The sequence below is a fragment of the Bradyrhizobium sp. AUGA SZCCT0105 genome, from assembly GCF_018129565.1.
Classification (GTDB): Bacteria; Pseudomonadota; Alphaproteobacteria; order Rhizobiales; family Xanthobacteraceae; genus Bradyrhizobium.
In genome coordinates, this window is the sequence record NZ_JAFCMK010000015.1 from 20,171 (window position 1) to 42,733 (window position 22,563).

Annotated in this window: 25 protein-coding genes; 6 read left to right on the plus strand and 19 right to left on the minus strand. The window is 63.4% G+C overall.

Annotated features, from left to right (window positions below):
* Positions 1-17: 17 nt before the first annotated feature.
* From JQ573_RS37045 to JQ573_RS37095, 11 genes are all read right to left on the minus strand, one after another.
* Positions 18-857, minus strand: a complete 840-nt coding sequence (locus JQ573_RS37045; protein ID WP_212319788.1) for an EcsC family protein — start codon at positions 855-857, stop codon at positions 18-20.
* Positions 854-2,971, minus strand: coding sequence for a heavy metal translocating P-type ATPase (locus JQ573_RS37050; protein WP_212319790.1), 2,118 nt, complete (start codon positions 2,969-2,971; stop codon positions 854-856). The genes JQ573_RS37045 and JQ573_RS37050 overlap by 4 nt, the downstream gene beginning before the upstream one ends.
* Before the next feature lie 26 nt (positions 2,972-2,997).
* Positions 2,998-3,555 carry an HMA2 domain-containing protein gene (locus JQ573_RS37055; protein WP_212319791.1) on the minus strand — a complete coding sequence of 186 codons (558 nt, stop codon included), beginning with the start codon at positions 3,553-3,555 and terminating at the stop codon, positions 2,998-3,000.
* A 138-nt stretch (positions 3,556-3,693) separates the two neighbouring features.
* Entirely contained in the window at positions 3,694-4,089 is a 396-nt protein-coding gene (locus JQ573_RS37060) for a DUF5132 domain-containing protein (protein ID WP_212319793.1), read from the minus strand.
* A gap of 240 nt (positions 4,090-4,329) precedes the next feature.
* Positions 4,330-5,499 (minus strand): cytochrome P450, encoded by a 1,170-nt coding sequence (locus tag JQ573_RS37065; protein ID WP_212319795.1) that lies wholly within the window; start codon positions 5,497-5,499, stop codon positions 4,330-4,332.
* A 106-nt stretch (positions 5,500-5,605) separates the two neighbouring features.
* Complete coding sequence (locus JQ573_RS37070) at positions 5,606-6,403, minus strand: helix-turn-helix transcriptional regulator (protein WP_212319797.1); 798 nt, start codon at positions 6,401-6,403, stop codon at positions 5,606-5,608.
* A 181-nt stretch (positions 6,404-6,584) separates the two neighbouring features.
* Positions 6,585-6,947 carry a nuclear transport factor 2 family protein gene (locus JQ573_RS37075; RefSeq protein WP_092119311.1) on the minus strand — a complete coding sequence of 121 codons (363 nt, stop codon included), beginning with the start codon at positions 6,945-6,947 and terminating at the stop codon, positions 6,585-6,587.
* A gap of 105 nt (positions 6,948-7,052) precedes the next feature.
* Positions 7,053-7,373, minus strand: coding sequence for a cupredoxin domain-containing protein (locus JQ573_RS37080; RefSeq protein WP_212319799.1), 321 nt, complete (start codon positions 7,371-7,373; stop codon positions 7,053-7,055).
* 11 nt (positions 7,374-7,384) lie between these two features.
* A complete protein-coding gene (locus tag JQ573_RS37085) occupies positions 7,385-7,906 on the minus strand; it encodes a DUF4142 domain-containing protein (protein WP_212319801.1) in 522 nt (173 codons plus the stop codon).
* 94 nt (positions 7,907-8,000) lie between these two features.
* Positions 8,001-8,690 carry an RNA polymerase sigma factor gene (locus tag JQ573_RS37090; RefSeq protein WP_212319803.1) on the minus strand — a complete coding sequence of 230 codons (690 nt, stop codon included), beginning with the start codon at positions 8,688-8,690 and terminating at the stop codon, positions 8,001-8,003.
* Between the two features lie 104 nt (positions 8,691-8,794).
* Positions 8,795-9,703, minus strand: a complete 909-nt coding sequence (locus tag JQ573_RS37095) for a LysR family transcriptional regulator (protein ID WP_212319805.1) — start codon at positions 9,701-9,703, stop codon at positions 8,795-8,797.
* Positions 9,704-9,809: 106 nt separating this feature from the next.
* On the opposite strand from JQ573_RS37095, the gene JQ573_RS37100 reads away from it, so the two are divergent.
* Entirely contained in the window at positions 9,810-10,874 is a 1,065-nt protein-coding gene (locus JQ573_RS37100; RefSeq protein WP_212319807.1) for an aromatic ring-hydroxylating dioxygenase subunit alpha, read from the plus strand.
* 350 nt (positions 10,875-11,224) lie between these two features.
* Positions 11,225-12,220 (plus strand): alpha/beta fold hydrolase, encoded by a 996-nt coding sequence (locus JQ573_RS37105; RefSeq protein ID WP_212319953.1) that lies wholly within the window; start codon positions 11,225-11,227, stop codon positions 12,218-12,220.
* A 77-nt stretch (positions 12,221-12,297) separates the two neighbouring features.
* Here JQ573_RS37105 and JQ573_RS37110 read toward each other — a convergent pair whose 3' ends face one another.
* The 3 genes from JQ573_RS37110 to JQ573_RS37120 all read right to left on the minus strand — a co-directional run bounded on the left by JQ573_RS37110 (position 12,298) and on the right by JQ573_RS37120 (position 15,286).
* Positions 12,298-12,648, minus strand: coding sequence for a RidA family protein (locus tag JQ573_RS37110; protein WP_028339041.1), 351 nt, complete (start codon positions 12,646-12,648; stop codon positions 12,298-12,300).
* 177 nt (positions 12,649-12,825) lie between these two features.
* Positions 12,826-13,749 (minus strand): PHB depolymerase family esterase, encoded by a 924-nt coding sequence (locus tag JQ573_RS37115; RefSeq protein ID WP_212319809.1) that lies wholly within the window; start codon positions 13,747-13,749, stop codon positions 12,826-12,828.
* 85 nt (positions 13,750-13,834) lie between these two features.
* Entirely contained in the window at positions 13,835-15,286 is a 1,452-nt protein-coding gene (locus tag JQ573_RS37120; protein WP_212319811.1) for a CDGSH iron-sulfur domain-containing protein, read from the minus strand.
* A 105-nt stretch (positions 15,287-15,391) separates the two neighbouring features.
* Here JQ573_RS37120 and JQ573_RS37125 point away from each other — a divergent pair, with 105 nt between their 5' ends.
* Complete coding sequence (locus JQ573_RS37125) at positions 15,392-15,739, plus strand: helix-turn-helix domain-containing protein (RefSeq protein ID WP_163153530.1); 348 nt, start codon at positions 15,392-15,394, stop codon at positions 15,737-15,739.
* A gap of 61 nt (positions 15,740-15,800) precedes the next feature.
* Here the strand turns inward: JQ573_RS37125 and JQ573_RS37130 are convergent, their stop codons facing one another.
* Together JQ573_RS37130 and JQ573_RS37135 are read right to left on the minus strand one after the other, a co-directional pair.
* Positions 15,801-16,004, minus strand: coding sequence for a hypothetical protein (locus JQ573_RS37130; protein WP_212319813.1), 204 nt, complete (start codon positions 16,002-16,004; stop codon positions 15,801-15,803).
* Positions 16,005-16,129: 125 nt separating this feature from the next.
* Positions 16,130-16,429: a hypothetical protein gene (locus JQ573_RS37135; protein WP_212319815.1), complete on the minus strand. Its 300-nt coding sequence runs from the start codon at positions 16,427-16,429 to the stop codon at positions 16,130-16,132.
* A 331-nt stretch (positions 16,430-16,760) separates the two neighbouring features.
* On the opposite strand from JQ573_RS37135, the gene JQ573_RS37140 reads away from it, so the two are divergent.
* Together JQ573_RS37140 and JQ573_RS37145 are read left to right on the plus strand one after the other, a co-directional pair.
* Complete coding sequence (locus JQ573_RS37140; protein ID WP_212408788.1) at positions 16,761-16,967, plus strand: hypothetical protein; 207 nt, start codon at positions 16,761-16,763, stop codon at positions 16,965-16,967.
* Positions 16,968-17,274: 307 nt separating this feature from the next.
* A complete protein-coding gene (locus tag JQ573_RS37145; RefSeq protein ID WP_212319819.1) occupies positions 17,275-18,246 on the plus strand; it encodes an MBL fold metallo-hydrolase in 972 nt (323 codons plus the stop codon).
* Positions 18,247-18,440: 194 nt separating this feature from the next.
* Here JQ573_RS37145 and JQ573_RS37150 read toward each other — a convergent pair whose 3' ends face one another.
* Positions 18,441-18,923 (minus strand): lipocalin-like domain-containing protein, encoded by a 483-nt coding sequence (locus tag JQ573_RS37150; RefSeq protein WP_212319821.1) that lies wholly within the window; start codon positions 18,921-18,923, stop codon positions 18,441-18,443.
* Between the two features lie 298 nt (positions 18,924-19,221).
* On the opposite strand from JQ573_RS37150, the gene JQ573_RS37155 reads away from it, so the two are divergent.
* Positions 19,222-19,677, plus strand: a complete 456-nt coding sequence (locus JQ573_RS37155) for a lipocalin-like domain-containing protein (protein WP_212319823.1) — start codon at positions 19,222-19,224, stop codon at positions 19,675-19,677.
* A gap of 311 nt (positions 19,678-19,988) precedes the next feature.
* On the opposite strand, the gene JQ573_RS37160 is transcribed toward JQ573_RS37155, so the two are convergent.
* Together JQ573_RS37160 and JQ573_RS37165 are read right to left on the minus strand one after the other, a co-directional pair.
* Positions 19,989-20,669 (minus strand): hypothetical protein, encoded by a 681-nt coding sequence (locus JQ573_RS37160; RefSeq protein ID WP_212319824.1) that lies wholly within the window; start codon positions 20,667-20,669, stop codon positions 19,989-19,991.
* Positions 20,670-20,679: 10 nt separating this feature from the next.
* Positions 20,680-22,338 carry an FAD-binding dehydrogenase gene (locus tag JQ573_RS37165; protein WP_212319826.1) on the minus strand — a complete coding sequence of 553 codons (1,659 nt, stop codon included), beginning with the start codon at positions 22,336-22,338 and terminating at the stop codon, positions 20,680-20,682.
* Positions 22,339-22,563: the final 225 nt, after the last annotated feature.

Sequence of the window (22,563 nt, forward strand, 5' to 3'; positions counted from 1 at the left end):
AATTGCTGCCAAACGCCTCATGCCGTCACGACGCCGCGGCGTGGCGCGAGCCTCGCCGCGATCGCCGCATAATGTTGCCGAACGTCGGCGCTGCCATGGACCCGTTCCAGCCGGCGCACGGTGAAGTGTCCCTTCGCGATCTTCTGGAAATGGTCCATGAAGATGACGTTGACGGTCGCGCCGAACGCTGCGCCGATGATCGGTACCGCGCCTGCCGCGGCCTTGTCCGAGACCACCAGCCCGAACCTCGAGACGATCTCGCTGACCAGATTGGAGATCACGGGGGCGGAAGCATCCACCGCGCCGCGCTCCAGGATATAGGCCGCCGCGTCGCTGGTGTATTTGCTGATCAGCGCGCGAGCGGCGTAGTAGCCAATGTCGACATTCTCGTCGGTTCGCTTGGTGCCGTAGGCGAAGACTTCGAGACAGGCGAGCCTTGCCTCGATCCTGGAGAGATCCTCGCCCTGGTGCCGCGCGATCTCGGCAATCGCGCGCAGCATCAATGTCGTCGTCAGCGGAAGCTCGACCGCGAGCGCACCGAAGCCGAACAGGCCGCTCACGCCTCCGGTCACCCCGGCGAGAAACGATGAGAAGGTCACCGCTGGTGATGGCGGCGGCTTCTCGTCGAGCGTGTCGACGGCAACTTCCAGCCCCTTCATGACCGCCGTGCGCACCAGCCCGCTGAGCTGGCGGTTGGCGGCCTTCGGCAGCAGGTTGAGAACGCGATTGACCGGGACGCCGGCATAGTCGGCGATCCTTGCCGCGAGGTTGGAGCTCTCCAGCGTCTTGACGGCGGCTTGTAGCGCGGCGTGATCGCCGGGAGGAAGAACTGCGAGCTGGGTGAGATCCTGGCTCATTGATAGCGCAAGATTGGCCGTATGCCGTTGAAGCTCGCCAGGATCGCCGAGCCATTGCTGATGAGCGCGGTGACCTCGGGCGTGATCAGGCCGCCGGGCAGGGCAAGGCCAAGCGCCAGCGTGTTGAGCGCGGCGACGATGGCATAGTTCTGCTTGATGAGGCTGACGGCGCCTTGCGAGATCTCGACCGCCTTGACGAGCTTCCAGAGCGAGTCTTCCATCAGGATGACGTCGGCGGATTCGTGCGTGACCTCGGCACCATGCTTCATCGCGATGCCGACGTCGGCGAAGCTGAGCGCGGGAGAATCGTTGATGCCGTCGCCGACCATCGCGACCCTGCGTCCCTGGCGTTGTAGCTGCTGGATGACATCAGCCTTGTCGGCCGGCAGCATGTCCGCGAAGTGCTCGGTGAGCCCGAGATTCTCGCAGACGGCGCGCGCCACCACCGCATTGTCGCCGGTCAGCATGATGCTGTTCTTGACGCCCAGCGCATGCAGCCGCTGGATCACCGAACGGCTCTCCTCGCGGATCTCGTCGGAGTAGGGCACGAGGCCAGCGAGCTTGCCGTCCACGGCGATGTAGAGGCTCGAATAGCCGCGCTCGTCGAGCGCTGCGCGATCGAGCGCCGAGGCGTCGACCGCGATCTCGCTCTGGCGCATGAAGCGCTGGTTGCCGACATGGACGTAGTAGCCGTTGACCTGGCCCTCGACGCCGAGGCCGAGGCGGTAGGTGGTCTCGTGGCAGGGCGGGATGTTCACCGCGAGCTGCCGGGCCCGCGTGCGCAGCGCTTCCGCGACCGGATGCTGCAGCTTGGTTTCGGCGGCCGCGGCGAGCCCGAGCAGGTGGTTCGGCGTGATCGAGTTCTGGTAGGAGATCACGTCGATGACGGCGGGCGTGCCGTGGGTGAGGGTGCCGGTCTTGTCGAACACCATGGTGTCGATCCCGGCGAGCTTCTCCATGTGGCCGCCGCTCTTGATGATCATGCCGGTGCGGGCGGCCAGCGTCATCGAGGACAGCACCGAGGTGGGCGCGGCGACGCGGATGCCGGTGCCGTAGTCGACGATGACAAGCGAGAGGAAGCGATTGAAGTCGCCCGAGACCATGGCGGTGCCGGTGGCGAGCGCCAAGGTCGGGGTCACGAGCCGGTCGGCGAAGCGTTCGGCATGGTTCTGCATGCGGGTGTCGCCGATCGGCGCGGATTCGATCAACCGCACGATCTGGCCGGCGGTGGTCGCGGTTCCGACGCGCAGCGCACGCAACGTGATCTGGCCCTCGCGGATCACCGTGGCGGCGAAGGCCGCCTCGCCCTTGCCGCGATGCACTGGCAGGCCCTCGCCGGTGATCGTCTTCTGGTCGATGGTGGCGGAGCCGTCGATGATCTCGCCGTCGACCGGGATCATCTCGCCGGGATACACCACGACGATGTCGCCGTTCTGCAGCTCGGCAGCCGGGATCGACACCACCTCGCCGTCGCGCAGCAGCCAGGCCGTCTTCGACTGGAATTCGAGCAACTCGTTGATCGCCCGCCGCGAGCCCGCAGCGGTCAGGTCGCGAATCCAGTCGCCGAGCTTGATCAGCCAGGTGACGATGCAGCCGGCCAGCGGGTTGCCCTGCAGCACCGAGGCTGTGATTGCGAGCGTGTCGAGGACGTCGATGTTCAGCCGGCTCTCGTTCGCCCACACCTTCCAGGCGCGCTTGGCGATCGGGATCGCATTCCAGAGCATTAGCGGCATGTTGACCGCCGCGATCACCGGATTGGCGCTGAAGGCCATGAACAGCGATAGCGTCGGCAGTGCCAGCGGCGAGCGCTTGGACACTTCCGGCACGCTGGCGCGTGGCGCGCCCGCGTCCTGCGCGGCGCTGGCGCAGAGCGCCTTGACGTCGGCCAGGCTCATGCTCCTGAAGCCGTTCAGCAGCGCGAGCAGCCGTTGCTCGTGAGCCGGATCGTATTCCAGCACGAGGCTCGCGCAGTCGTAGTTGATCCGCGCGGTCCTGATGCCGTCCTGTACCCGCAGCCACCCGAGGCAGATCTCGCCCAGCTTGCGGTTTTGCCCGAGCGCGGGAATGCTCAGACGAATGCGCCCTGGCATGGAGTGGCAGAAACTGAAGTCCATGAATTTGCGCTCTCGCCCCTGGCGGGTCAGGCCGTCGCGCCTGCCGGATCCGCCTGCTCCGCGGCGGCCATGTTGGCCTGGATCATGTGGTTGAGGGCAAAGATCGCCAGCGTGACCCAAACCGGCGTAGCGGCATTGGCGCCGACCTCGAAGATGGTGAAGCCGGCGATGCCCGCGGCGAGTAAGATCTTCAGATCGACCACGTTTCCGGTGGCGACTTTGATCCCGTTGTCGAACTCCTTGAAGAAATCGACAACGACCCTGGCCGTATGCGAGTGTTCGGCGAGGTACTCGGCTTCCTGCTCGATCTTGGTTGCCAGCGCCTCGATCTCATTGGCCGGCGGCTTGTAGTGGCCGCCGGTGTGATGCTCCAGCCGGCCGTGAAATTCGTCGTGCCGGTCGGTGTCGTAGTGCAGCACGATACTGCCCGTCGCCGGGTTGACGATGACGTCCTCGATGCCGGGAATGACGCTGAAGGTTTGCTTGATCTGTTCGAGAAGCTCGGGGTTCTCCCTGGCCGACGGCACCTTCATGCGAATCCGGCCTGGAACCTGATGCGCAATCTGCAGCTTCATCTTGGTCATCGCATTCCTCTAACAGCGTTCCAACGCCGGCGCGGGGACGCGAATGATGCCGTTGTCGAACACGATTGCGCGCCGCGCCGGCGCCGCAAGGTCGATCATCGGCGCCTCGCCGCTTTACATCTGCCGGTCGAGGCCCGTTCAGGCCGCAGACGAAGCCCGGCCCTCAGCCGCTGCCTTGCCTTCCTGCGCCTGGTTCTCTGCCTTCACTTCCGCAACGATGTCGTTCACCTGCTCGTGGGCTTCGGCAAACATCTCGCGCGACTTCTGAGCGAACTTGTAGGTGCCACGAACGGTGGACTTGAACAGCGGATTGAGGGCGCCGGCGAGCTTCGGCAGGTACTTCGGCGCCGCGACGGCGGCAACGCCGAGTGCAAGTCCCGGGAGCAAGGCAGCCTCGAACACGGCAGCGCCGACAGCCACCACCGCGACGACCGCAACCGTCTTGTTGATGCCGCCGCCTTCGTCGGAATCCTGTTCGGGGGCGTCATGGTGGAAGGCGGTATCGTGACTGCTACCGTTGGTGTTCGGGTTCATCTGAAATCCCTTGTGACCGCACAACTGACTGCAGTTTCATCAATAACGGCGGATTGAAATGGATTCGTGACAGTTTGATTACAGCCGTCCGACCGGTTGCGGCGGCACGGTGTCGCAACGCAACAGGACAGGTATTTGCCCATCGAGGGAGCGCCCGCATGGGGCGCGGCAAGCCTCGGCGGGCGATCGTTTCATGTCTCGATGTGTCTGTGCTCGCATAGATCCGGGCGGCGCTACGTCCTACCGGTCCCACGTCACCGGCAAATCCAGCAGGCCGCGGAACGCCCAGCCGCCGATCCGGGGCGGTTTGTCCGCGATCAGGCGCAGATTGTTCAGCCTGTCGAAGATCGCTGGCAGCGCGACGTCGGCGACCATGGCGCGCGAGGCCCAGGCGCCCGCGCAGAAATGCGGACCGGCGCCGAAGGCGATGCTCTTGCTGGCGTCGCGGCGCACGTCGAATGCATCAGGCCTGTCGAAATGCTTCTCGTCGCGGTTCGCCGAGCCGAACATCAGGAACACGCGCTCGTTGGTCTCGAATGCGACGTCCCTGATCGTCCAGGGTTTTGCGATCCGCCGCGGCGACATCCCGATCGGCGAGATCCAGCGCGCATATTCCTCGAACACCTGCAGCCACGGAATCGCGCCGCTCACAGCCAGCGCCAGCTGATCCGGATGGGTCAGCAGCGCCCATACCGTGCCGGCGATCGCGTCGCGCGGCTCGTTCTGGCCCCCCGAGATCGCGAGCTTGATGTTGGCGCGCACGCTCTCCATCGGCATGTCGGTCTGCAGCATCACGCCGAGCAGGCTGAGGTCGGGCGTCTTGCGCAGCCTGGGGACCATGTCGTCGATCGCGGCGTCGATACCCGAGGTCGCCGCATGGCAGCGTGCCTCGATCGCGGGATCGCCGGTGTAGTTGGCGATGCCGTCGATCATGCCCTGCGACCACGCGTTCATGTCCTGGAAGCGCATATTGGTGAGGCCGGTGATCGATTTCAGGCATTCGGCCGAGAACGGCAGCGCGAAGGCCTGCACGAAATCCACCACGCCGTCCGGCGTCAATTCATCGAGAATGCGGCTCGCGTGTCCGGCGAACAGTGCGGTCCAGTGCGATCGCACCGTCTTCGGCGAGATCGCCGGGAAGATCGCCTTGCGCTCGTTCATGTGCGCATCGCCGTCCTTGCGCATCATGTTGTGGCCCATCAGTCTGTTCATCAGCCCTTCGGGCTGGTGCGATGAGAACACGTCGATCTGCTTCTCGGAGACGAAGATGTCGTCGCGATTGCACAGCAGTGTGCTGCCGAGCTGCGGCACAAAGGCGATCGGCCCCTCCTTGCGCATGCGCGCCAGCGTCGGATAGGGATCCTGCCAGAAGGCGGGGACGTCGATGTCGAAATGGGGAGCGGTGCTCACGACGTGATCTCAGGTTGGCTTCAGGTTTGGGACCAAGCATAGGCCGGCACGCGCTAGCGGTCTGTCCCCACCGTTGGGGACAGAAGGAGGTTGCCGCTCAGGCTCTTCAGTTCAGCCGGCGCGTCGACGCCATCAGGCGCAGTGCGATCGCGAACAGCTCGTTCTGCGAGGAGATGCCGAGCTTGTCATAGGCGCGCTTGCGATAGGTGAGGGCGGAGTGCAGCCCGATGCCGAGCTCGGCGGCGATCGCTTCCGAGCTGAGGCCCGAAAGGATGCCGAGGCACACCTCCTTCTCACGGCCGGTCAGTCTGACGAGCGGTTCGGCGGTCGCAAACAGGGTCTTCAGCCGCGCGATCGGATCGGCGTCCGCTGCCGGATCGCGCTGGAAGTGCCGCGCCACGGCTGCGGTCAACGCGGGCGCGACCGCGGCCAGGCGCGCGATCTGCTCGCGGCCGAAGCGGCCTTGTGAGGTGATCTGGTAGAAATTGACGTAGAAGCAGGTGTCGCCAGTCCAGATCGCCGAGGCGAACTTGTCGACGATGTCGGAATCGTCGAAGAAAATCTTGCGGTAGCCGTCGCCGTACATCCGGCGCGCAAAGGTCGGCAGCACGATCGGCACGGCCTGCGCCTTGCCCTCGAACACCGCGTCGCGGTTCGGGTCGGCCTGATGGAAATGTTCGGAATAGGCGATCCCGAGATCGCGCCCGGTCGGGATGTTGCCGACGTCGAGCAGGCACGCGGCGGACCGCGGGCCCGTGAACGAGAACACCATGCAGTGACCGACACCGGCGACACGGCGCAGCGCGCCGATCAAGGCCTGCGAAAAGCTGTCGCGGCCGATCGCCAGCAGCGCCGGCGTGATGTCGCTGACGACAGAAGTCTTGAAGGCGAAATCTGCCTTCATGGTGTCCTCCCTGTGTTTCGGGAAGACTAGCAGCGACATCGCGGGGGTGGAACTTCCCTCGTCATTCCGGGTCTCGCGAAGCGAGAACCCGGAATCCATCGGACCGCAAGCGCTGCGGCTGAATGGATTCCGGGCTCGACGCTGCGCGTCGCCCCGGAATGACGACTGTGGGGAGCCTGGGTCAGGCGCCCGGCACCTGGTCGAGGAAGCCGGTGATGCTCCTGATCCGGCCGTCCTTCAGCATGGCGAAGTCGGTGCCCTTGATCGGGCTGTCGACGCCGTCGGGCCCGAGGCCCCAGGAGAAGCGGACATGGTCGCCGAAGCCGTTCGGCTCGCCGATCAGCTTGAAGGTGAAATCCGGAAACTTCTGCTGCACGCCTGCGATCAGCGCGTCGACGCCGTCATGGCCGTCGCCGCTCATCATCGGATCGACATAACGCGCATCGGCGGTCCAGTTCTCGCTCAGCATCTCGCGCCGCCGGCTCGGCATCCGCTCGTTCCAGAGCTCGATATAGCGGCGGGCGATGGTCGTGTGGTCGGTCATGGTGCTCTCCTTCGATGTGCCGGACTGTGCGGCTGTCCGGACTATCGAAGGTTCGCCTGCGCCGATCGATTACCTCGGAGGTCATCGTGCAACTCATCGCGCAGGTCATGGCGCGATGGTCAGCACCGCCTTCATGTTGGGGTGGAAGCGGCAGTAATAGTCGACAGCACCGGCCTTGGTCAGAACCGACCTGGCCGTCTTCTTCGGTGCAATCGTCACGTCGAAGTCGCCGTTCTTCGCGGTGGCGGTGTGCGCCAATACGTCCTTGTTGACCCATTCGATGGTGTCGCCGACCTTGGCCGATACCTCGGCCGGCGAGATCACCAAATTCTCCATCACGATCTGGATGGTGGCTGCATGCGCCGGGACAGCCATCGCGCCGAGCGCGAGCAAAGCCAGCGTTGCGAGATAGCGTCCGGGCGACATCACGCGTCTCCTTATTTCATGCTGGCCGCGACGTGTTCGGCATGCTGCTCGTGGCCCTGGAAGATCTTCAGGCCGGTCTGCAGCAGGCTCTTCAGCTCGGGATTGCTGGCCGAGGGGATCAGCTGTGTCTCCAGCGCGGTGTTGACGGTCTTGTGGTAGGCGACCTCGTTGTCGATGTAGGCCTTGTCGTAGGCTGCGCCCTTCAGCTTGCCGAGCTCGGCGAGCTTGTCGGCCGCCTGTTTCGACAGCGCCTTGCTGGTGTCGTTGTCCTCCGGCGTCACCTTCAGCTTCTTGACGAGGTCGAGCGCCTGCTTGTTCACCGCCTCATGGTCGCGTGCCATGTCCTTGGCGAACGCCTTGACGTCCTTATTGGAAGCTTTGGTCTCCGCCTGCTTGGCGGCATTGATGTCGATCACACCTGCCGTGTAGGCGATGTGCGCGATCTGCGGGTCGGTCAGCTTTGCGCCCTGGGCCAGCGCAGCGCCGGTGAGAACGCTGAGCGCGGCGACCGCAATGCTCAATCGAACGAACATGGTTTGACACTCCTGTTGAGCCGGGCGTAGCGCACGGCACGTCGTTGCTTGCACAGGAGTTGGATGGTGCTGATAGCCAGAGGTTCCCAAAAATCTATGCTGTGACGCCGAGCCGTTTCAGGACCGCCTCGGTCAATCGCTCGCAGCGCCGGCCCGCGAAGGGAAAGGCCTCCATCACGATAGGGCCGATCTTCCGCTCGACATTGTCGCGCAGCATGGTCCGGGCGCGGTGCAGGCGGGTTTTCACGGTCTCCGGCTTGAGGCCGAGGATATCAGCGGTCTCCTCGACATTCATGCCCTCGATCACACGGGTGATGAAGACGAGGCGGAACGCCTCGGGCAGCTCGTCGATCGCGTGCTCGACGACATGCCGGATTTCGCGCTGGGCCATGGATTTTTCCGGATCGTCCGCTGACGACAGCGGGAACGGGATGATTTGAGCTTCTACGGCGTCTTCCGGCAGCTCGGACCACTCCACGCTTGCGTGTTTGCTGCGCAGGCGGCCGAGCGCCTCGTTCATCGCGATCCGCGACAGCCAGGTCGAGAGGCTGGAGTCGCCGCGGAACTGGTCAAGATGGGTGAAGGCGCGCGCATAGGCGTCCTGAACCGCATCCTCGGCCTCGCTGTCATTGCGGAGGATGCCGCGCGCCAGCCGGAACAGCCGGCGATTGTTCGCCTGCATGATGGCACGGATCGCAGCCTCGTCGCGGGCGAGCGCGCGTTGCACGAGTTCGGCATCGCCGGAGCGGATCGGCGGCAGGGACGTTACATGGGCCTGGCGCATGGCGGGCTCGCCCTCACTGTTGGCGGTATATTACCATTGGATGCCGGCGGGCCGGACAGGTTCCCGAGAAAATGATGATCGGCCAAAATGGAGCCGGTCAGCGGCTACGGCCTGATGTAAGCCTCCGGATCACCGCGCGCGTGCGCCTCCATCGCATCGAGGAAGCAGCGCACCTTGGCCGGGACGAATTGCCGCGCCGGCAGCAGCGCGTGCACGTTGAGCGGCTCGCAGGCATGGTCCGGCAGCAGCCGCCGCAACTCGCCGGCCGCGACCGCGGCGCGGGTGTAGCTCGCCGTAACCCGCAGCACGCCATGGCCGGCGAGCGCCGCCTGCAGGCGGACATGGGCGTTCGAGCTGGTGAGGCGCGCGCGATCGACCGCGAGATGCTCGACCACACCGCCGGGAGCGGTGATCGCCCATGGCGGATCGCTGGGACCGGTCAACAGCGGCAGCTTCCTCAACTCATCCAGCGTGCGCGGCTCGCCGAACTTCTCCAATAGCGCCGGTGCCGCGAACAGGCCGCGCTCGAGGGTGAAGACGCGGCGGATCACGATGCCCGCCGATGGCAGCGGCGCCTCCAGCATCGCGAACACGATGTCGTAGTTCTCGGCGATCGGGTTGACGATGTCGTGCTCGACATCGATCCGGATCGAAAGCTCCGGATAGCGGCCCATCACGGCGCAGGCGACCGGCCCTGCGTGGTGCGCGCCGAATTCGTACGGCGCCTTGATACGCAGGGTGCCTGCGACGGCGCTAGACATCGCCAGCGCCTCACTGTGGGTGTCGTGCAGCGCGGCGAACAGCGGGCGCACCTTGCGATAGATGGTCTCGCCGGAATCGGTCAGCCGCAGGTGCCGCGTGGTCCGCTCGATCAGGCGCAGCCCGAGATTGGCCTCGAGACGCTGCACCGCAGCACTGAGGCTCGATTTGGGATGCCCGAGCACCCGCGCGGCCGCGGTGAAGCCGCCATGCTCGACAACCTCGCAAAACAGCTCCCAGTCGCGCCACTCCATGGCCGATTGTCCATCCAGCGGTACAGTGTGTCCAGCCAAATCGGATTATCCCGATGACCGGGATCACCTAACCTCATTGCAAGCAACATTGCATTGGGAGGCTGACATGGCCGATGACGGAATTTTCCTGCGCAACGCCTGGTATGTGGCCGCGCTGAACCACGAGCTGATCGACGGCAAGAAGCTGGCGCGAACCATCCTGGAGCGGCCGATCGTGCTGTATCGCGGCGCCAGCGGAAAGGTGGTCGCGCTCGACGACCGTTGCTGCCATCGCGCCGCACCGCTCTCGATGGGGCGCGTCGAGGGTGACGACATCAGATGCATGTATCACGGCATGAAGTTCGCGGCCGACGGCAAGTGCATCCAGATCCCGGGGCAGGACGCGATCCCCGCCAAGCTCGGCGTGCGCAGCTATCCGGTGGTCGAACGCTACAACATGATCTTCATCTGGACCGGCGATGCCGAGAAGGCCGATCCGAAGCTGATCCTCGACTATCCGCCGCTCGAGGATCCCAAATGGCGCGGCCTGCCGGGCTACATGCACTACAAGGCCAACTGGCTCCTGATCGTCGACAACCTCAGCGACTTCGCGCATCTGGCCTTCGTGCACACCAACACGCTCGGCGGCTCCGAGGAATACGCCTACAAGACCAAGCCGGTGGCGATCGAGAAGCTCGATGACGGCTTCCGCGTCGAGCGTTGGCACATGGGCGCCGATGCGCCGCCCTACCACAAGAAGGTGATCTCCAACCGCGACGACAAGGTCGATCGTCGCAATATCGGCCGCATGATCGTGCCTGGCATCTTCACGCTCGACACGACGTTTGCGCCGGCGGGGCAGGGCGTGGAGAAGGGCGTTCAGGTTCCGGGCACGCGGCAATACCGCAACGCGCAGTTCATGACGCCGGAGACGCGCTCCTCGACGCACTTCTTCTGGAATTACCTGCACGATTTCGACATCGACAATCTGAACATTTCGCTGTCGCTGCGGCATTCCCTCGAGGAGGCCTTCAACGAGGACAAGGATTTCATCGAGGCGCAGCAGAAGGTGCTCGACGTCGATCCGGATTATCAGCTGCTGGCGATCGGCGCCGATGCGCCGCTGACCTATTTTCGCTGGCTGTTCGCACGCAGGCTCGAGGCGGAGAAGGGCACGGCGCGCGCCGCATAGCCGCCGAAGCGATGGTGTCCCCGCCTGGCTGCAAGGCGTGCCGGGATCGCGAAATCGTGACGTCCCGGCGTGGCTGCCGTCCCGGCGGGTTTGGCGTAGAGTGACCAACGTGAATTCGTCGGTTCTTGATCAGGGTCAAGGCTTCGATCCGTGCCGGTCGGACTATTCCGGTGGCGATCAATCGGTGAATGAGCTTGCACGAAAAGACGGACCCATCGGAACGAAGTGCCAGCGCCGACTGGGTGCAGCACGCTTGGCTATGGCCGTTTGAAGCCACGCGATTGGCGCTCGATATCTACTCGCAATGGTACCCCGGTCGCGCGCCCGAACCGACAGATGCGGCGGACGAAGTGGCGAGGCTGCCCTGGACGACGGCCCATTCGGTGGCGCTGCAACTGCCATCGATGCGCCTGCTGGATTTCTCGAGAGCTATCGAAGGGCCGCCACTGCTGGTCTGCGCGCCCTACGCGCTGCATCGCGCGAAGATAGCGGATCTTGCGCCCGGCCACAGCCTGATGGAGGCGTTACGAGGCGCGGGTATTGCACGTCTCTATCTCACGGATTGGCTCTCGGCGGCACCGGAGATGCGATATTTCTCGATCGACACCTATCTGTCCGATCTCAACGTGGCCGTCGACACGATCGGGCCGCCCGTCGACCTTGCCGGTCTCTGTCAGGGTGGCTGGCTGTCACTGCTCTATGCCGCGCGCTTTCCCGACAAGGTGCGGCGGCTCGTGCTGGCGGGCAGCCCGGTCGACGTCTCTGTGCCGTCGGAGCTTTCCAGGATGGTCGCCTCGCTTCCGCAGCAAGGTTTTGAGGCGCTGGTGCGCCAGGGGAATGGAATCGTCAGTGGCAGGCAGATGCTGCAGGTCTGGAGCGTCCCGCTCAGCACGCTTGACGTGGAAGCGGCGCTGCAGCGGCGGCTCGACGACAAGTCGGAGGATGCACGGGCGCTGCTCGATTGCTTCACGCGCTGGAACAGCGAGCCGCTCGATCTGCCGGGCACCTACTACCTCGAAGTGACCGACTGGATCTTTCGCCAGAACCGGATCGCGGCCGGAGACTTCGTCGCGCTTGGCTGCAAGATCGATCTCGCTGCAGTGAAGCAGCCCGTTTTCCTGCTCGCAGCCGAGAACGACATTGTTGTTCCGCCCGACCAGGCATTTGCGACGTTGCGACTGTTGGGCACGCCGCCCGCGTGGCTGCAATGCGACACCCAGCCGTGTGGTCACCTCGGCCTGTTCATCGGCTGCAAGGCTCTGGCCGGTTCGTGGCGTCGGATTGCCCGCTGGCTTCAGTCCGACCTCGGCGAGGCCGCGGGCGGGCGATTGCAGATCAGCGCCTGAGGTGCCAAATGAAATGCCCCGGACTGCAGTCTTGCAATCCGGGGCATCGGGCTCCATTGCGATGATCCGCGTCGCGTCTACTTCGCCGCGACGACCATGATCTCGACATTGTACTGCGGCGCAGCCAGCTTGGCCTCGACGGTGGCGCGGGCCGGGGTGTTACCCTCCGAGACCCAGCCGTCCCACACCGCGTTCATCTCCGGGAATGTCTTCATGTCGGTGATGTAGATGGTCGCGCTGAGCAGCTTCGACTTGTCGGTGCCGGCCTTGGCGAGATGGCCGTCGATGATCGACAGGATGTCCTTGGTCTGGTCGGTGACGCTGCCGCCCGCGGCCTTGCCGGCGACAACGCCGGCGAGATAGACGGTGTTGCCGTGCACGACGGCCTGGCTCATGCGCGGGCCGGTTTCGAAACGCTGAATGCTCATTTGGGTCTCCACTTGAATGGCGGGCATGTCCATAGCGTTTTCAAGCGAAGTGGCTACCGGTTCGCGTGAAGAAAACGCGTCAAGACAAGAGATCGAGAGGTTTGGTTCTGATTTGATCAGAACCAACCCTCTAGCCTGTCACGGCGACCACCGCCACTGCACAATTTGCAGCACCGCTCACGGAAATCGCGCGAAGAACGCCCAAATCGTGTCGGCGCCGTCGATGTCGCCGTTTTGGGGGCCGAGCAGCGTCGCCGCCAATTTCGTAAAATGCGCGTCCGGGAAGTGGCCGGGCATGCGATGACCGCCGCCATTCACGCGGTAAAGCACGACGTCACGTCCCTGCGGGCAGGCCGAGTCGATCCGCGTGACTGTCGATTGATCGGACGGATTGCGGTCGGGCAGATCGGTGGTTGCGGCGTCTTTGGTCTCGCAGCCATCGACACGTCGCCAGAATTCCAGTGTGCGTTCGGTCGACCAGAATCCGTCGGCTGCAAAATAGCTGGTGCCGCGGCCGCCTTGGTAGGGGATCAGCGGGTCGACGGTGCCGTTCATCAGCAGCATCGGTACCGGACGCGCGGGCCGGCAAGCCCCAGCTGACTCATCGGTCAGGTTCATGACGACGCTGGCCGCCGCGGCGAACAGGTCGGCGCGTTCGCAGGCCAGCGTCATGGCCATCGCGCCGCCGTTGGAGATGCCGGTGACATAAATGCGCTTCGGATCGGCGGTGCCGTCGCCGACGAGCTTTGCGATCAACTGGGTGATGAAGGCGACGTCGTCGGTGCCTTCCGGCGGCGGATTGCCGGCGCGGCGTGTGTCCGGCCGGGAGTCGGCCCAGGCGCGGTTCAACCCGTCGGGATAGACCGCTGCAAAGCCGTCGCGCCTGGCGATCAACGGCCACGACGTCCGCGTGATCATGTCGGCGCTACTTTGGGTCTTGCCGTGCAGCACGATCACGAGCGGCGCCGGCTTGGTGGCTGGAGCCTGCAGCGTGAAGGTTCGCGTCGTGCCGTTGACGACGAGCGAATCCGCAGCCGCCGGCCCACCGCTCAACGCAAGTGCGCCGGCCAAAGCCAGTAAGCCGATTGGGCACTGTCGCATCGCCAAAGAAACCCGCCTTGCTGCGGCGATTGCAGCACGCCGGCGAGGCGGGTTCAACCAGTCTGTCGGGAGCCTGGCGTCACGATCAGGTTGGCTCGTTCATGGCATCGGCCCAGCGCGCAAACAGCGCGATCTGATCGGCCGGCCAGGCGCCGTCGCACGGCATGGTGCCGGCCTCGAGGCGGGCCAGGATCTGCCGGCCGTGCTTGGCGACATCAGCCTCCTTCCAGAGATCGAAGGCGAACAGCATCGAGTCGCGGTCCATCGGCCGGAACAGCGGCCGGATGTGCTGCTCGAATTGCACGGCCTCGTCGGGGCCGGGCAGCGCGACGCTGACTTCGTTCGCAGCCTGCGCATGGGTTGCGATTGCGGGCAGCCGCGTGGCGGGCGTTGCGTTGCAGACCCACCACCAGCGCGGCACCGGCATGTTCGGTGGCGGTTTCGCGTCGGCGCCGGAATTCTCCACCGCGATCCGTGAGCCCCATTCGATATAGGCGACGAACGCGGCGCGGAATTCCGGATCGGACGGCAGCCCGGCATCGTCGGCGCTCTGCACCATGTAGGTGGCCCACAGCGCGCGCTGCTCCGGCCGGATCTCCTTGCCGATGTGCTGCGACACCATCCGCCGATAGCCGCCATAGCGTTCGGTGTAGAAGCGCGGGCCGCCGAACACCTCGCTGAGCCAGGCCGCCACCCGTTCGGGATGATCCGGCGACATCTCGGCGAACAGCGGGCCGAGCAGCGGATCTTCCGGCACGTAGCGGCTGTAGAAGATGCGCGTCATGTCGAGCAGTGCGGGATAGCCGCCGGCCCATTCGAACAGCGTCGGCTCGCGCATCGGATCCGGAACCGGATCATGAAATCCGACGTTCCAGTGCATGCCGCTGCAGAACGGCTTGTTCAGCGACGAGCCGCAGCGGCACAGGCTGACATGCTCCTGCGACGCGCCCGCATTCCCTGTGATCGGCGCGCCATCCTCGTCGACCAGTTCGATTTGGCCGGTGACGCGATAGGGGCCATCCTTCGATACTTCGATCTGCGGCGGCCGGTCGACGTCGGACAGGTTGGCGTCCCGCGCGGGGCCGATGCCGATGCCGAGCGCGCCCGACGGACATCGGCGCACCGCATTGATGAGGTCGTCGAGGCGCGCCCCGCTCGGCGCGATGAACGGTTCCTCGCCGAGATGGAACACCGAGTTGAGCCGGTCGGTGCAGAAGCCGGAATGCGCGCAGGTGCCGCGATTGTCGAACACGTAGGCCTGCTGCCCCGCATAGACGTCGAGCTTGTCGGGCACCTGCCGTGGATCCCTGGCGCCGGTGAAGCCGCGCGCGATGTGGCTGTCGTCGCAGAACGGCTTGGTCTGCGATTGCCCGCAGCGGCAGAGCCGCACCGGCGCCTCGGCTGTGATCGGCACACCGAGATGATCGACAATCGGAATGCCGGGGTCGGGTTCGTAGGGCCCGTTGCGTCTGACGATAATGCGCTTGCGCGGATGTCGCTCGCCGCTCGGGCCTCGGGCGGAACTGTCCTCTGTCATGCCTTGCAATGATCCCTGAACTCGCCCAACCCGTGCAAAGCGTGCTTAGATGGATCGACGGCGGCTCTCAACGAACCAGATGGAAAGTGCCGCGGGAGAGTTGCGATGATCCGCAAGACCAAGCGCAAATATGGTTGCCCGGTCGAGTTCTCGATCGATCAGCTCAGCGGCAAATGGAAGACCGTGATCCTGAGCCGGCTGAAGGTGCGGCCGATGCGCTACGGCGAATTGCGCCACGACATTCCGCAGCTCAGCGACAAGGTGTTGACCGAGCGCCTGCGCGATCTCTGCAATTCAGGCTTCGTCAAGCAGGAGCGCGGCGGCGGCTCCTCGCGTTATTGCCTGACCAAACGCGGCGAGATGCTGAAGCCGATGCTGCAGGCGCTCTACGACTGGGGCGAGGCCAACGCCGACACGTTCGGCGTCCGCTTTCTCAGCGCGGAGGCGGATTAGGGCCGCTGCGTAAGGGCTATGGGCCAATAGCAGACCTCTTAGAGGACTTCGGCGAGAATCGCTATGGTTTCACAAACAGCACGGTGATGAGCACTGTCAGCGCGAGTCCGAAAATCGCCCAAACAACAAACCCGATCAGAAACTCGACGAACAGGTTCGATTGCAATCCACAAAGTGCCAGCACTCGTCTTCCCGTGTGAGCGACCAGCGCGTCCAATACGGCTTCGATGAGAGCGCCGATTGCGCGAATGACAAATTCGGCCATTTGGTCCTCGGGCGTTTCGGGGTCAAAAGCGAATGTCCAGCACTCCGACGGACATGCTAAGGGCCAAAACTGGAGCGGCGGCGGCCATAGCCCGATGGCATTTTTCGCTTACGTTGATCGCGGCTTCAATCCCGATCCATCCCGGCAATGACGCCAAGAAACCAGCCACTGAAGAAAGAGGCACCAAGCATCATGAGATTGGTCGTTGCGGAGAGACCAAGCTTGTCTTGAACATGATCGAATCCGATCAGCACCACCAGCGTACAAATTAGAGCGCAGAATGCGGGCCCAAGTGCCCGCCGCCGCGCTACGAGCCGCTGGGCCGGGGCAGCCCCCCGAGAGTTCCGTGATAGATGCCAGGATCGACGAAACGATACCTCGAAACTCAAGACGACCACGATCAGACAGGCGGTGAGGAAGTACATGGACATAATCCTTCGTGCCTGAAGGCTTTATCGGCTCGTTCCAAAGAAAGACTTGCCGAGCCGATCAAAGTTTATCAATTGCGATATTGGCTCCGTAACCGAACGCGATGCGCACGAAGTCCGCTGTGGATCAAAAAGCTGTCGATTGCGACCGAACCGGGGAACTTCCGGCTGACCTCAAAGAGCGGACGTTCGCGGCGATTATGCAGACCGTCAGCTATGGGCCAAGAAGCGACAGCGCATTTGGCTTGTTGCCCAGATTGCTGCGCGTCGGAAACTCTTCCTCAACCCGTAGATGTTGTAAATCTCTCAGCCACATCCAAGGAGCGGAATGTCCAAAATGGGAGCATCGATCGGCGATACCGCCTCCACAATCCTGTCGATCACGCTCTTTGTTCTGGGGTTCGTCGCAACGGTCCTGTGGGGGCCGTCCTTCGAGCGGCTCGGCGACGACGTTGAGGCCCCGTATATCTTCAAGCTGGTCGGCATCGGGCTGATCGTGTTCTTCTTGATCGCACTCACCTTCAGGCTCATCTGAACAAAACCCCTTGGAAGGGCGGCACCGGGGTTGGCGGGCGGCCCGAGGTTGCCGAAAGCTCCCGCTCCATGGGAGTTCGCAAATCCCGGCCGGGTCACGATCTTCAATCCATGCTGATGGCTTGCTGCGCTCCGGCAAAGCGGACGTCTTTGGCGCAGACTCCGGCGTCGGGTATCCTGCCGCCGAGGCCCTGACCGGCGCCAAGATCGTGCCGGGCGCCTTCTCAGTTTGACCCAAAGCTGACCTTGTGCAGTGCACATCCCCATTGATATGCTCGATCCATTCAGTCAGCGGGGAGCCCCGAACGATGTCCGGTATCTCGCGTCGGGACGTGACACTTGGCGCAGCCGGTGCTTATGCCGCGTTTGGACTCGACAAGCCGATCACGTTTGTCGACGCGGCTCACGCTCAACAGTCCGTCACGCAACCTTTTCGCAAATACAAGGTCGGCGACATTGAAATCTTCTCTCTGATCGATGGCATGCGTGACGTTCCGCTGCGGGAGGGCATGGTCAGGAATGTCAGCGTCGAACAGGTCAAGACCGTGTTGCGTGGCGCCGGTTTTCCCGACAATCAGGCGCCACTGCGGTTTATCGTCATGGCGCTCAAGCTGCGCGATCAAGTGGTCCTCATCGACTCGGGCACGGGCGGTCATCCGATTTATGGTGAGGGGAACGGCCGGCTGTTCGAGAGCATGGCGGCGGCAGGCCTTGACCCCAAGGCAGTCAAGACGATTCTCATCTCCCATCTCCACGGCGACCATATTTATGGCCTCATGAATAATGAGACCAATGCGCAAGTCTTCCCGGATGCCGAGATCGTGGTGCCCGCTGCGGAGTTGAAATGGTGGACACGCCCGGGAGTGGAGTCGATCGATCTCGGACCGACGCGCAAAGGCCTTGCCCGGCGCATTCAAGTTACCGTGGCGACGTGGAAAAACGTCAGACCTTTTGAGGGAGAATCAGAGCTTCTGCCCGGCGTACGCGCCGTAGAGGCGCCCGGCCACAGCCCGGGGATGGTGGCGCATCTGGTGTCATCCGGCAGCAAACAGTTCCTGATCAGCGCCGACGTGGTCAATCTTTCGCCCCATATTCAAACAAATCCGGAATGGCAGCTTGCCATCGACCAGGATCCGCAAATGGCTGTCGAAACGCGTAAGAAAATCTTCGATCGCGCGGTCGCCGACAAGCTCACCATTTCGGGTACTCACTGGTTGATGCCGAACGTCGGCACGCTGGCCAAGGATGGCAACGGCTACGTATTCGCAGCCGAAGGGTAACATCTCCGCGACGCTACCCGTTGCTGGCCAGGTGTGCGACGACTCTAGACCATGGGCGACCCGGTCGGCGTCTGTGTCAGCTCTTGGCCCTTTTCGGAAATGCCGCGCTTGCTATCGAAGGTCCGGTGTCGGGGGTCAAGCGGACGTCACAGCGCTTCGGCGTGCAAGAACGTCGAACGCTAGCCCGGCCGGTCTTAGCGTTCGCGCTCCCAGGTGAGGGTTCCGACCACCTTCTTGCCGGGATAAACGGCACTGGCTTGTTCTGCCGTTCGAATGGTCAGCTTGTCGCCCTGCAACTTGAAAAATCTCACCTGGTCCTGCCCGGTCAGAAGCTCATTCCAGGATATATCGACCTTGGTTGTGAACTTGTCGTCCTCGATTGTGAATGGGCCGGTGTAAACCATCAGCGTCTTGAGGAGAGCTGCCGACTCTGCATCGTTTGCCGCCGGTTTGCGATTTGCCGCCGCGATGACGAATGCCGCGTACCCGTCCGGCGTGATGAGCGCCCTGCCTTTCGGATTGCGACCAAACGGTTCGGTGACGTCTCCACCGATGATCTGAATGGTCCACGAAGTCAGCTTCCAACTGCCGGCCAGCTGCCTCGCTGTGTCCTGCGCGAAAGCCAATCCAGGCGTAAAATAGCAATACACGACAACAGCGAGGGCGAAGAAGCGCATATGCCGTCCTCCCATGAAAGGAACAGACTTCGAGAATGGCCATACTAACCAGGGGGAATGAATCTGCGAGCCCTTCGACGACTGCCTCATGGCCCGCCACGCCAAGTCCTTCGGGCAGCGGAGTGGCAACAGGTCCGGTATTGGCCCAAGGCGGACTTGGCGGCCTTTATCTTACCCGTCTCGCCCGTGCATGGTAACGTCCGGGTGCTTGACTGATGCTATCAATCCTCCCTTTGGGATACCAATGACTTTGCGAGCAATCTTCGCCGCATGCGCTGTTGCGGCCTTTGGATCGTTCATGATGACAATCGACGCGCTTGGTCAGAAGCAATCGCTAAGAGATCAACTGGTTGGTACGTGGACGCTGCTCTCGTGGGAGCAAAAGAAAGGCGACGGCACCAAGATCGAGCGTTATGGGGCCGCTCCGCAAGGCATCGCGTTCTTTGATGCGGGTGGGCGATACATCATCACGGTGATGCGCTCGGATCGAGCCAGATACGCGAGCAATACCCTGTGGCAGGGCACGCCCGAGGAAAACAAGGAAACCGCCGACGGCACGATAACCTACTTCGGAACGTATTCTGCGAACGAGGCAGATAGCAGCATCGCAATCCACGTCGAAGGCAGTTCCTTTCCAAACTGGAATGGCACCGAACAGAAGCGCTTTGTCGCGATTGCGGCAGACCGACTGACGCTGACCGTTTGTCCCCCGGCGGGAGATATAGTCGACGTAATTTGGAAACGAGCGAACTGATTGGGCTATCGCGTCTGCTGTTGGCTCATCGTGACTTATTGCGCCGCGGTACGAACCTGGTCGCTATGAGAGCAAAGCGGACGTGTCACATGCCGGGCTTATGGGTGCACGGCCTGGCGCAGGATGAGCGGGACATTTGCATTAATTCTGAATAATAGAAATATATCCCTGAGTTGCCCGTCGCGTCAAGTGGCTTGGCCGAACGCCGGCCACCGCCGGCTACTTTGCATGGGGTTGTTTTCGATATTTTTGGCAGCGCCCCTAGTGACGGGGTTCCAAACGTTGCGCACTCGATGATTGCAGAATCGATCTCATGACTTGCTGCGGTTTATCCTGAGAGCTTCGTCGACAAGCAGCGGCATCAGCCGACCGACTGCGCTCAGGACAGGCGCGGCAAATCGGTCGCGCAGCAGGTCCGAAGCGTGTCCCTCACCGAAATACAGCCCGTCCGAGACGAGAAAAGTCATGCGGGTGAGATCGCCGGTCGGCGGAGCCTTGCGTACCCTGTCCCATGGACCGTAGCGGTTCACCACGAATTGCGATGCGCTCAAAACCTTGTCCAGACAGGCTGACAGCGGGGAAGGGGTACTCTCGAAGATCGCCATCTTTCCAGTATGATTGATGTAGCGCAGGCGGTGGTCGAGATAGATCGCCAACGTGTCGATCCCTCCATGCAGCGGCATCTCGACGATTGTACCGAGCAACCGCTTGCGCGGGACCGATGCCTTCATGGCGCGCAGACGATTGAACGCCAGGACGCGGGTACGGCTTTCGACATCAAGGTCGTTGCCGATCCGATCTAGCGTCTCCCGATCGATGTTGTCGGACAGGACTGCGCCGAGATCACCCTGCTTGGACTGCTGGTTCAGCAGGGAAATATTGTCGCAGAACAGCAGATTGTAGATTTGGTTTGCCGAATCGTCCCGGTACGGTCGATAGAACGGGCCGGGCTCGACGGCGCCGCCTTTGCGTCGAAACCAGTTGCCCAACATCGCTGCGCTCCTAGCCCACCGCCTTCGCAGCAGCTCGTCCCGCATTCCGCCCCGAGAACAGGCAGCCGCCGAGGAACGTGCCCTCCAGCGAGCGATAGCCGTGCACGCCGCCGCCGCCGAAGCCGGCGGCTTCACCGGCGGCGTAGAGCCCGCGGATGATCTGGTGATCTCTGCCGAACACGCGTGAATCGAGATCGGTCTCGAAGCCGCCGAGCGTCTTGCGGGTGAGGATGTTGAGCTTCACCGCGATCAGCGGGCCGTGTTCGGGATCGAGAATCCGGTGCGGCTTCGCGGTGCGGATCAGCCTGTCGCCGATATAGCGCCGCGCATTGTGCAGGTTCATCACCTGCGCATCCTTGACATAGGGGTTGGTGATCTCGCGGTCGCGCGCCTCGATCTGGGTCTTGATGGCGTCGAGCTGCAAGAGGTCGTTGCCGGCGAGCTTGTTCATGGCGCCGACGAGGTCGGTGAGATTGTCGCGCACGATGAAGTCGGCGCCGTGCTGCTTGAAGGCTTCCACCGGCGCCGGCGCGCCCTTGTTGGTGGCGCGCTTGATGGTCATGCGCCAGCTTTTTCCGGTGAGGTCGGGGTTCTGCTCCGAGCCCGACAGCGCAAATTCCTTCTTGATGATGCTCTGGGTCAGGATGAACCACGAATAATCGTAGCCGGTGCCCATGATGTAGTGCAGCTGCCCGAGTGTGTCGGAGCCCGGGAACAGCGGCGCCGGCAGCCGCTTGCCCGTGGCGTCGAACCACAGCGACGACGGTCCCGGCAGGATCCGGATGCCATGACGTGGCCAGATCGGGTTCCAGTTCTGGATGCCTTCGACATAGTGCCACATGCGATCGCGGTTGATCAGCCGGCCGCCTGCTTGCTCGGTGATGCCGATCATGCGGCCGTCGACATGTTCGGGCACGCCCGAGATCATGAACTTCGGCGGCTCGCCGAGCCGCTTCGGCCAGTTCTGCCGCACCAGATCATGATTGCCGCCGATGCCGCCGGAGGCGACGATCACCGCTTGCGCGCGCAGCGAAAAATCACCGACGACGTTGCGCGAGGAACTCTTGCCGCGTTCGACGCCTGACGGTTCCAGGATCGCGCCGCTCACGCCATCGACCGTGCCGTTGCTGATGCTGAGCGCATCGACGCGATGGCGGAACTTGAACACCAGTTGTCCGTTCCTGGCAGCCTCGCGCGCGCGCCGCTCGAACGGCTCGACGATGCCGGGGCCGGTGCCCCAGGTGACATGGAAGCGCGGCACCGAATTGCCGTGGCCCATGGCGTCGTAACCGCCGCGCTCGGCCCAGCCGACCACCGGGAAAATGCGGTGGCCCATCGCGCGCAGCCAGTTGCGCTTCTCGCCCGCGGCGAACGCGACATAGGCTTCGGCCCATTTGCGCGGCCAATGATCCTCCTCGCGATCGAAACCGGCGGTGCCCATCCAGTCCTGCAACGCGAGTTCGACGGAATCCTTGATGCCGAGGCGGCGCTGTTCCGGCGAATCGACCAGGAACAATCCGCCAAACGACCAGAAGGCCTGGCCGCCGATGCTCTGCTCCCCTTCCTGGTCGAGCACGATGACGCGCTTGCCGGCGTCGGCGATCTCGGTCGCGGCGACCAGACCGGCAAGTCCGGCGCCGATCACGATCACATCTGCATCGTCAGCCATTTTGATTTCCCCCGTCCCAACGGGATTCAAGACCGCGTCGTTGTGCGCGGTCAACGCCAAATGGACCTTGCCTGTGGCGGCGAGGCATCAAATGGTTGCGGCAAGTTGTTCCAGTTTGGGACCTTTTCCACACGCCACTGCAGCGCCCGCGCAACACCCAATTTGAATTTGTTTTGACCGGCTTCGCTCGTCTGGACAAAAATCGCCGGCGGCAACACGCTCACG

Coding starts and splice junctions, on each gene's coding strand:
- JQ573_RS37060 (WP_212319793.1), bottom strand. CDS start 4,089: ATGAACCCGAACACCAACGGTAGCAGTCACGATACCGCCTTCCACCAT.
- JQ573_RS37135 (WP_212319815.1), bottom strand. CDS start 16,429: ATGTACTTCCTCACCGCCTGTCTGATCGTGGTCGTCTTGAGTTTCGAG.
- JQ573_RS37100 (WP_212319807.1), top strand. CDS start 9,810: ATGGCCGATGACGGAATTTTCCTGCGCAACGCCTGGTATGTGGCCGCG.
- JQ573_RS37070 (WP_212319797.1), bottom strand. CDS start 6,403: ATGAAGGCAGATTTCGCCTTCAAGACTTCTGTCGTCAGCGACATCACG.
- JQ573_RS37090 (WP_212319803.1), bottom strand. CDS start 8,690: ATGCGCCAGGCCCATGTAACGTCCCTGCCGCCGATCCGCTCCGGCGAT.
- JQ573_RS37115 (WP_212319809.1), bottom strand. CDS start 13,749: ATGCGACAGTGCCCAATCGGCTTACTGGCTTTGGCCGGCGCACTTGCG.
- JQ573_RS37155 (WP_212319823.1), top strand. CDS start 19,222: ATGATGACAATCGACGCGCTTGGTCAGAAGCAATCGCTAAGAGATCAA.
- JQ573_RS37110 (WP_028339041.1), bottom strand. CDS start 12,648: ATGAGCATTCAGCGTTTCGAAACCGGCCCGCGCATGAGCCAGGCCGTC.
- JQ573_RS37150 (WP_212319821.1), bottom strand. CDS start 18,923: ATGCGCTTCTTCGCCCTCGCTGTTGTCGTGTATTGCTATTTTACGCCT.
- JQ573_RS37085 (WP_212319801.1), bottom strand. CDS start 7,906: ATGTTCGTTCGATTGAGCATTGCGGTCGCCGCGCTCAGCGTTCTCACC.
- JQ573_RS37045 (WP_212319788.1), bottom strand. CDS start 857: ATGAGCCAGGATCTCACCCAGCTCGCAGTTCTTCCTCCCGGCGATCAC.
- JQ573_RS37160 (WP_212319824.1), bottom strand. CDS start 20,669: ATGTTGGGCAACTGGTTTCGACGCAAAGGCGGCGCCGTCGAGCCCGGC.
- JQ573_RS37130 (WP_212319813.1), bottom strand. CDS start 16,004: ATGGCCGAATTTGTCATTCGCGCAATCGGCGCTCTCATCGAAGCCGTA.
- JQ573_RS37125 (WP_163153530.1), top strand. CDS start 15,392: ATGATCCGCAAGACCAAGCGCAAATATGGTTGCCCGGTCGAGTTCTCG.
- JQ573_RS37095 (WP_212319805.1), bottom strand. CDS start 9,703: ATGGAGTGGCGCGACTGGGAGCTGTTTTGCGAGGTTGTCGAGCATGGC.
- JQ573_RS37055 (WP_212319791.1), bottom strand. CDS start 3,555: ATGACCAAGATGAAGCTGCAGATTGCGCATCAGGTTCCAGGCCGGATT.
- JQ573_RS37165 (WP_212319826.1), bottom strand. CDS start 22,338: ATGGCTGACGATGCAGATGTGATCGTGATCGGCGCCGGACTTGCCGGT.
- JQ573_RS37145 (WP_212319819.1), top strand. CDS start 17,275: ATGTCCGGTATCTCGCGTCGGGACGTGACACTTGGCGCAGCCGGTGCT.
- JQ573_RS37120 (WP_212319811.1), bottom strand. CDS start 15,286: ATGACAGAGGACAGTTCCGCCCGAGGCCCGAGCGGCGAGCGACATCCG.
- JQ573_RS37050 (WP_212319790.1), bottom strand. CDS start 2,971: ATGGACTTCAGTTTCTGCCACTCCATGCCAGGGCGCATTCGTCTGAGC.
- JQ573_RS37140 (WP_212408788.1), top strand. CDS start 16,761: ATGTCCAAAATGGGAGCATCGATCGGCGATACCGCCTCCACAATCCTG.
- JQ573_RS37080 (WP_212319799.1), bottom strand. CDS start 7,373: ATGTCGCCCGGACGCTATCTCGCAACGCTGGCTTTGCTCGCGCTCGGC.
- JQ573_RS37075 (WP_092119311.1), bottom strand. CDS start 6,947: ATGACCGACCACACGACCATCGCCCGCCGCTATATCGAGCTCTGGAAC.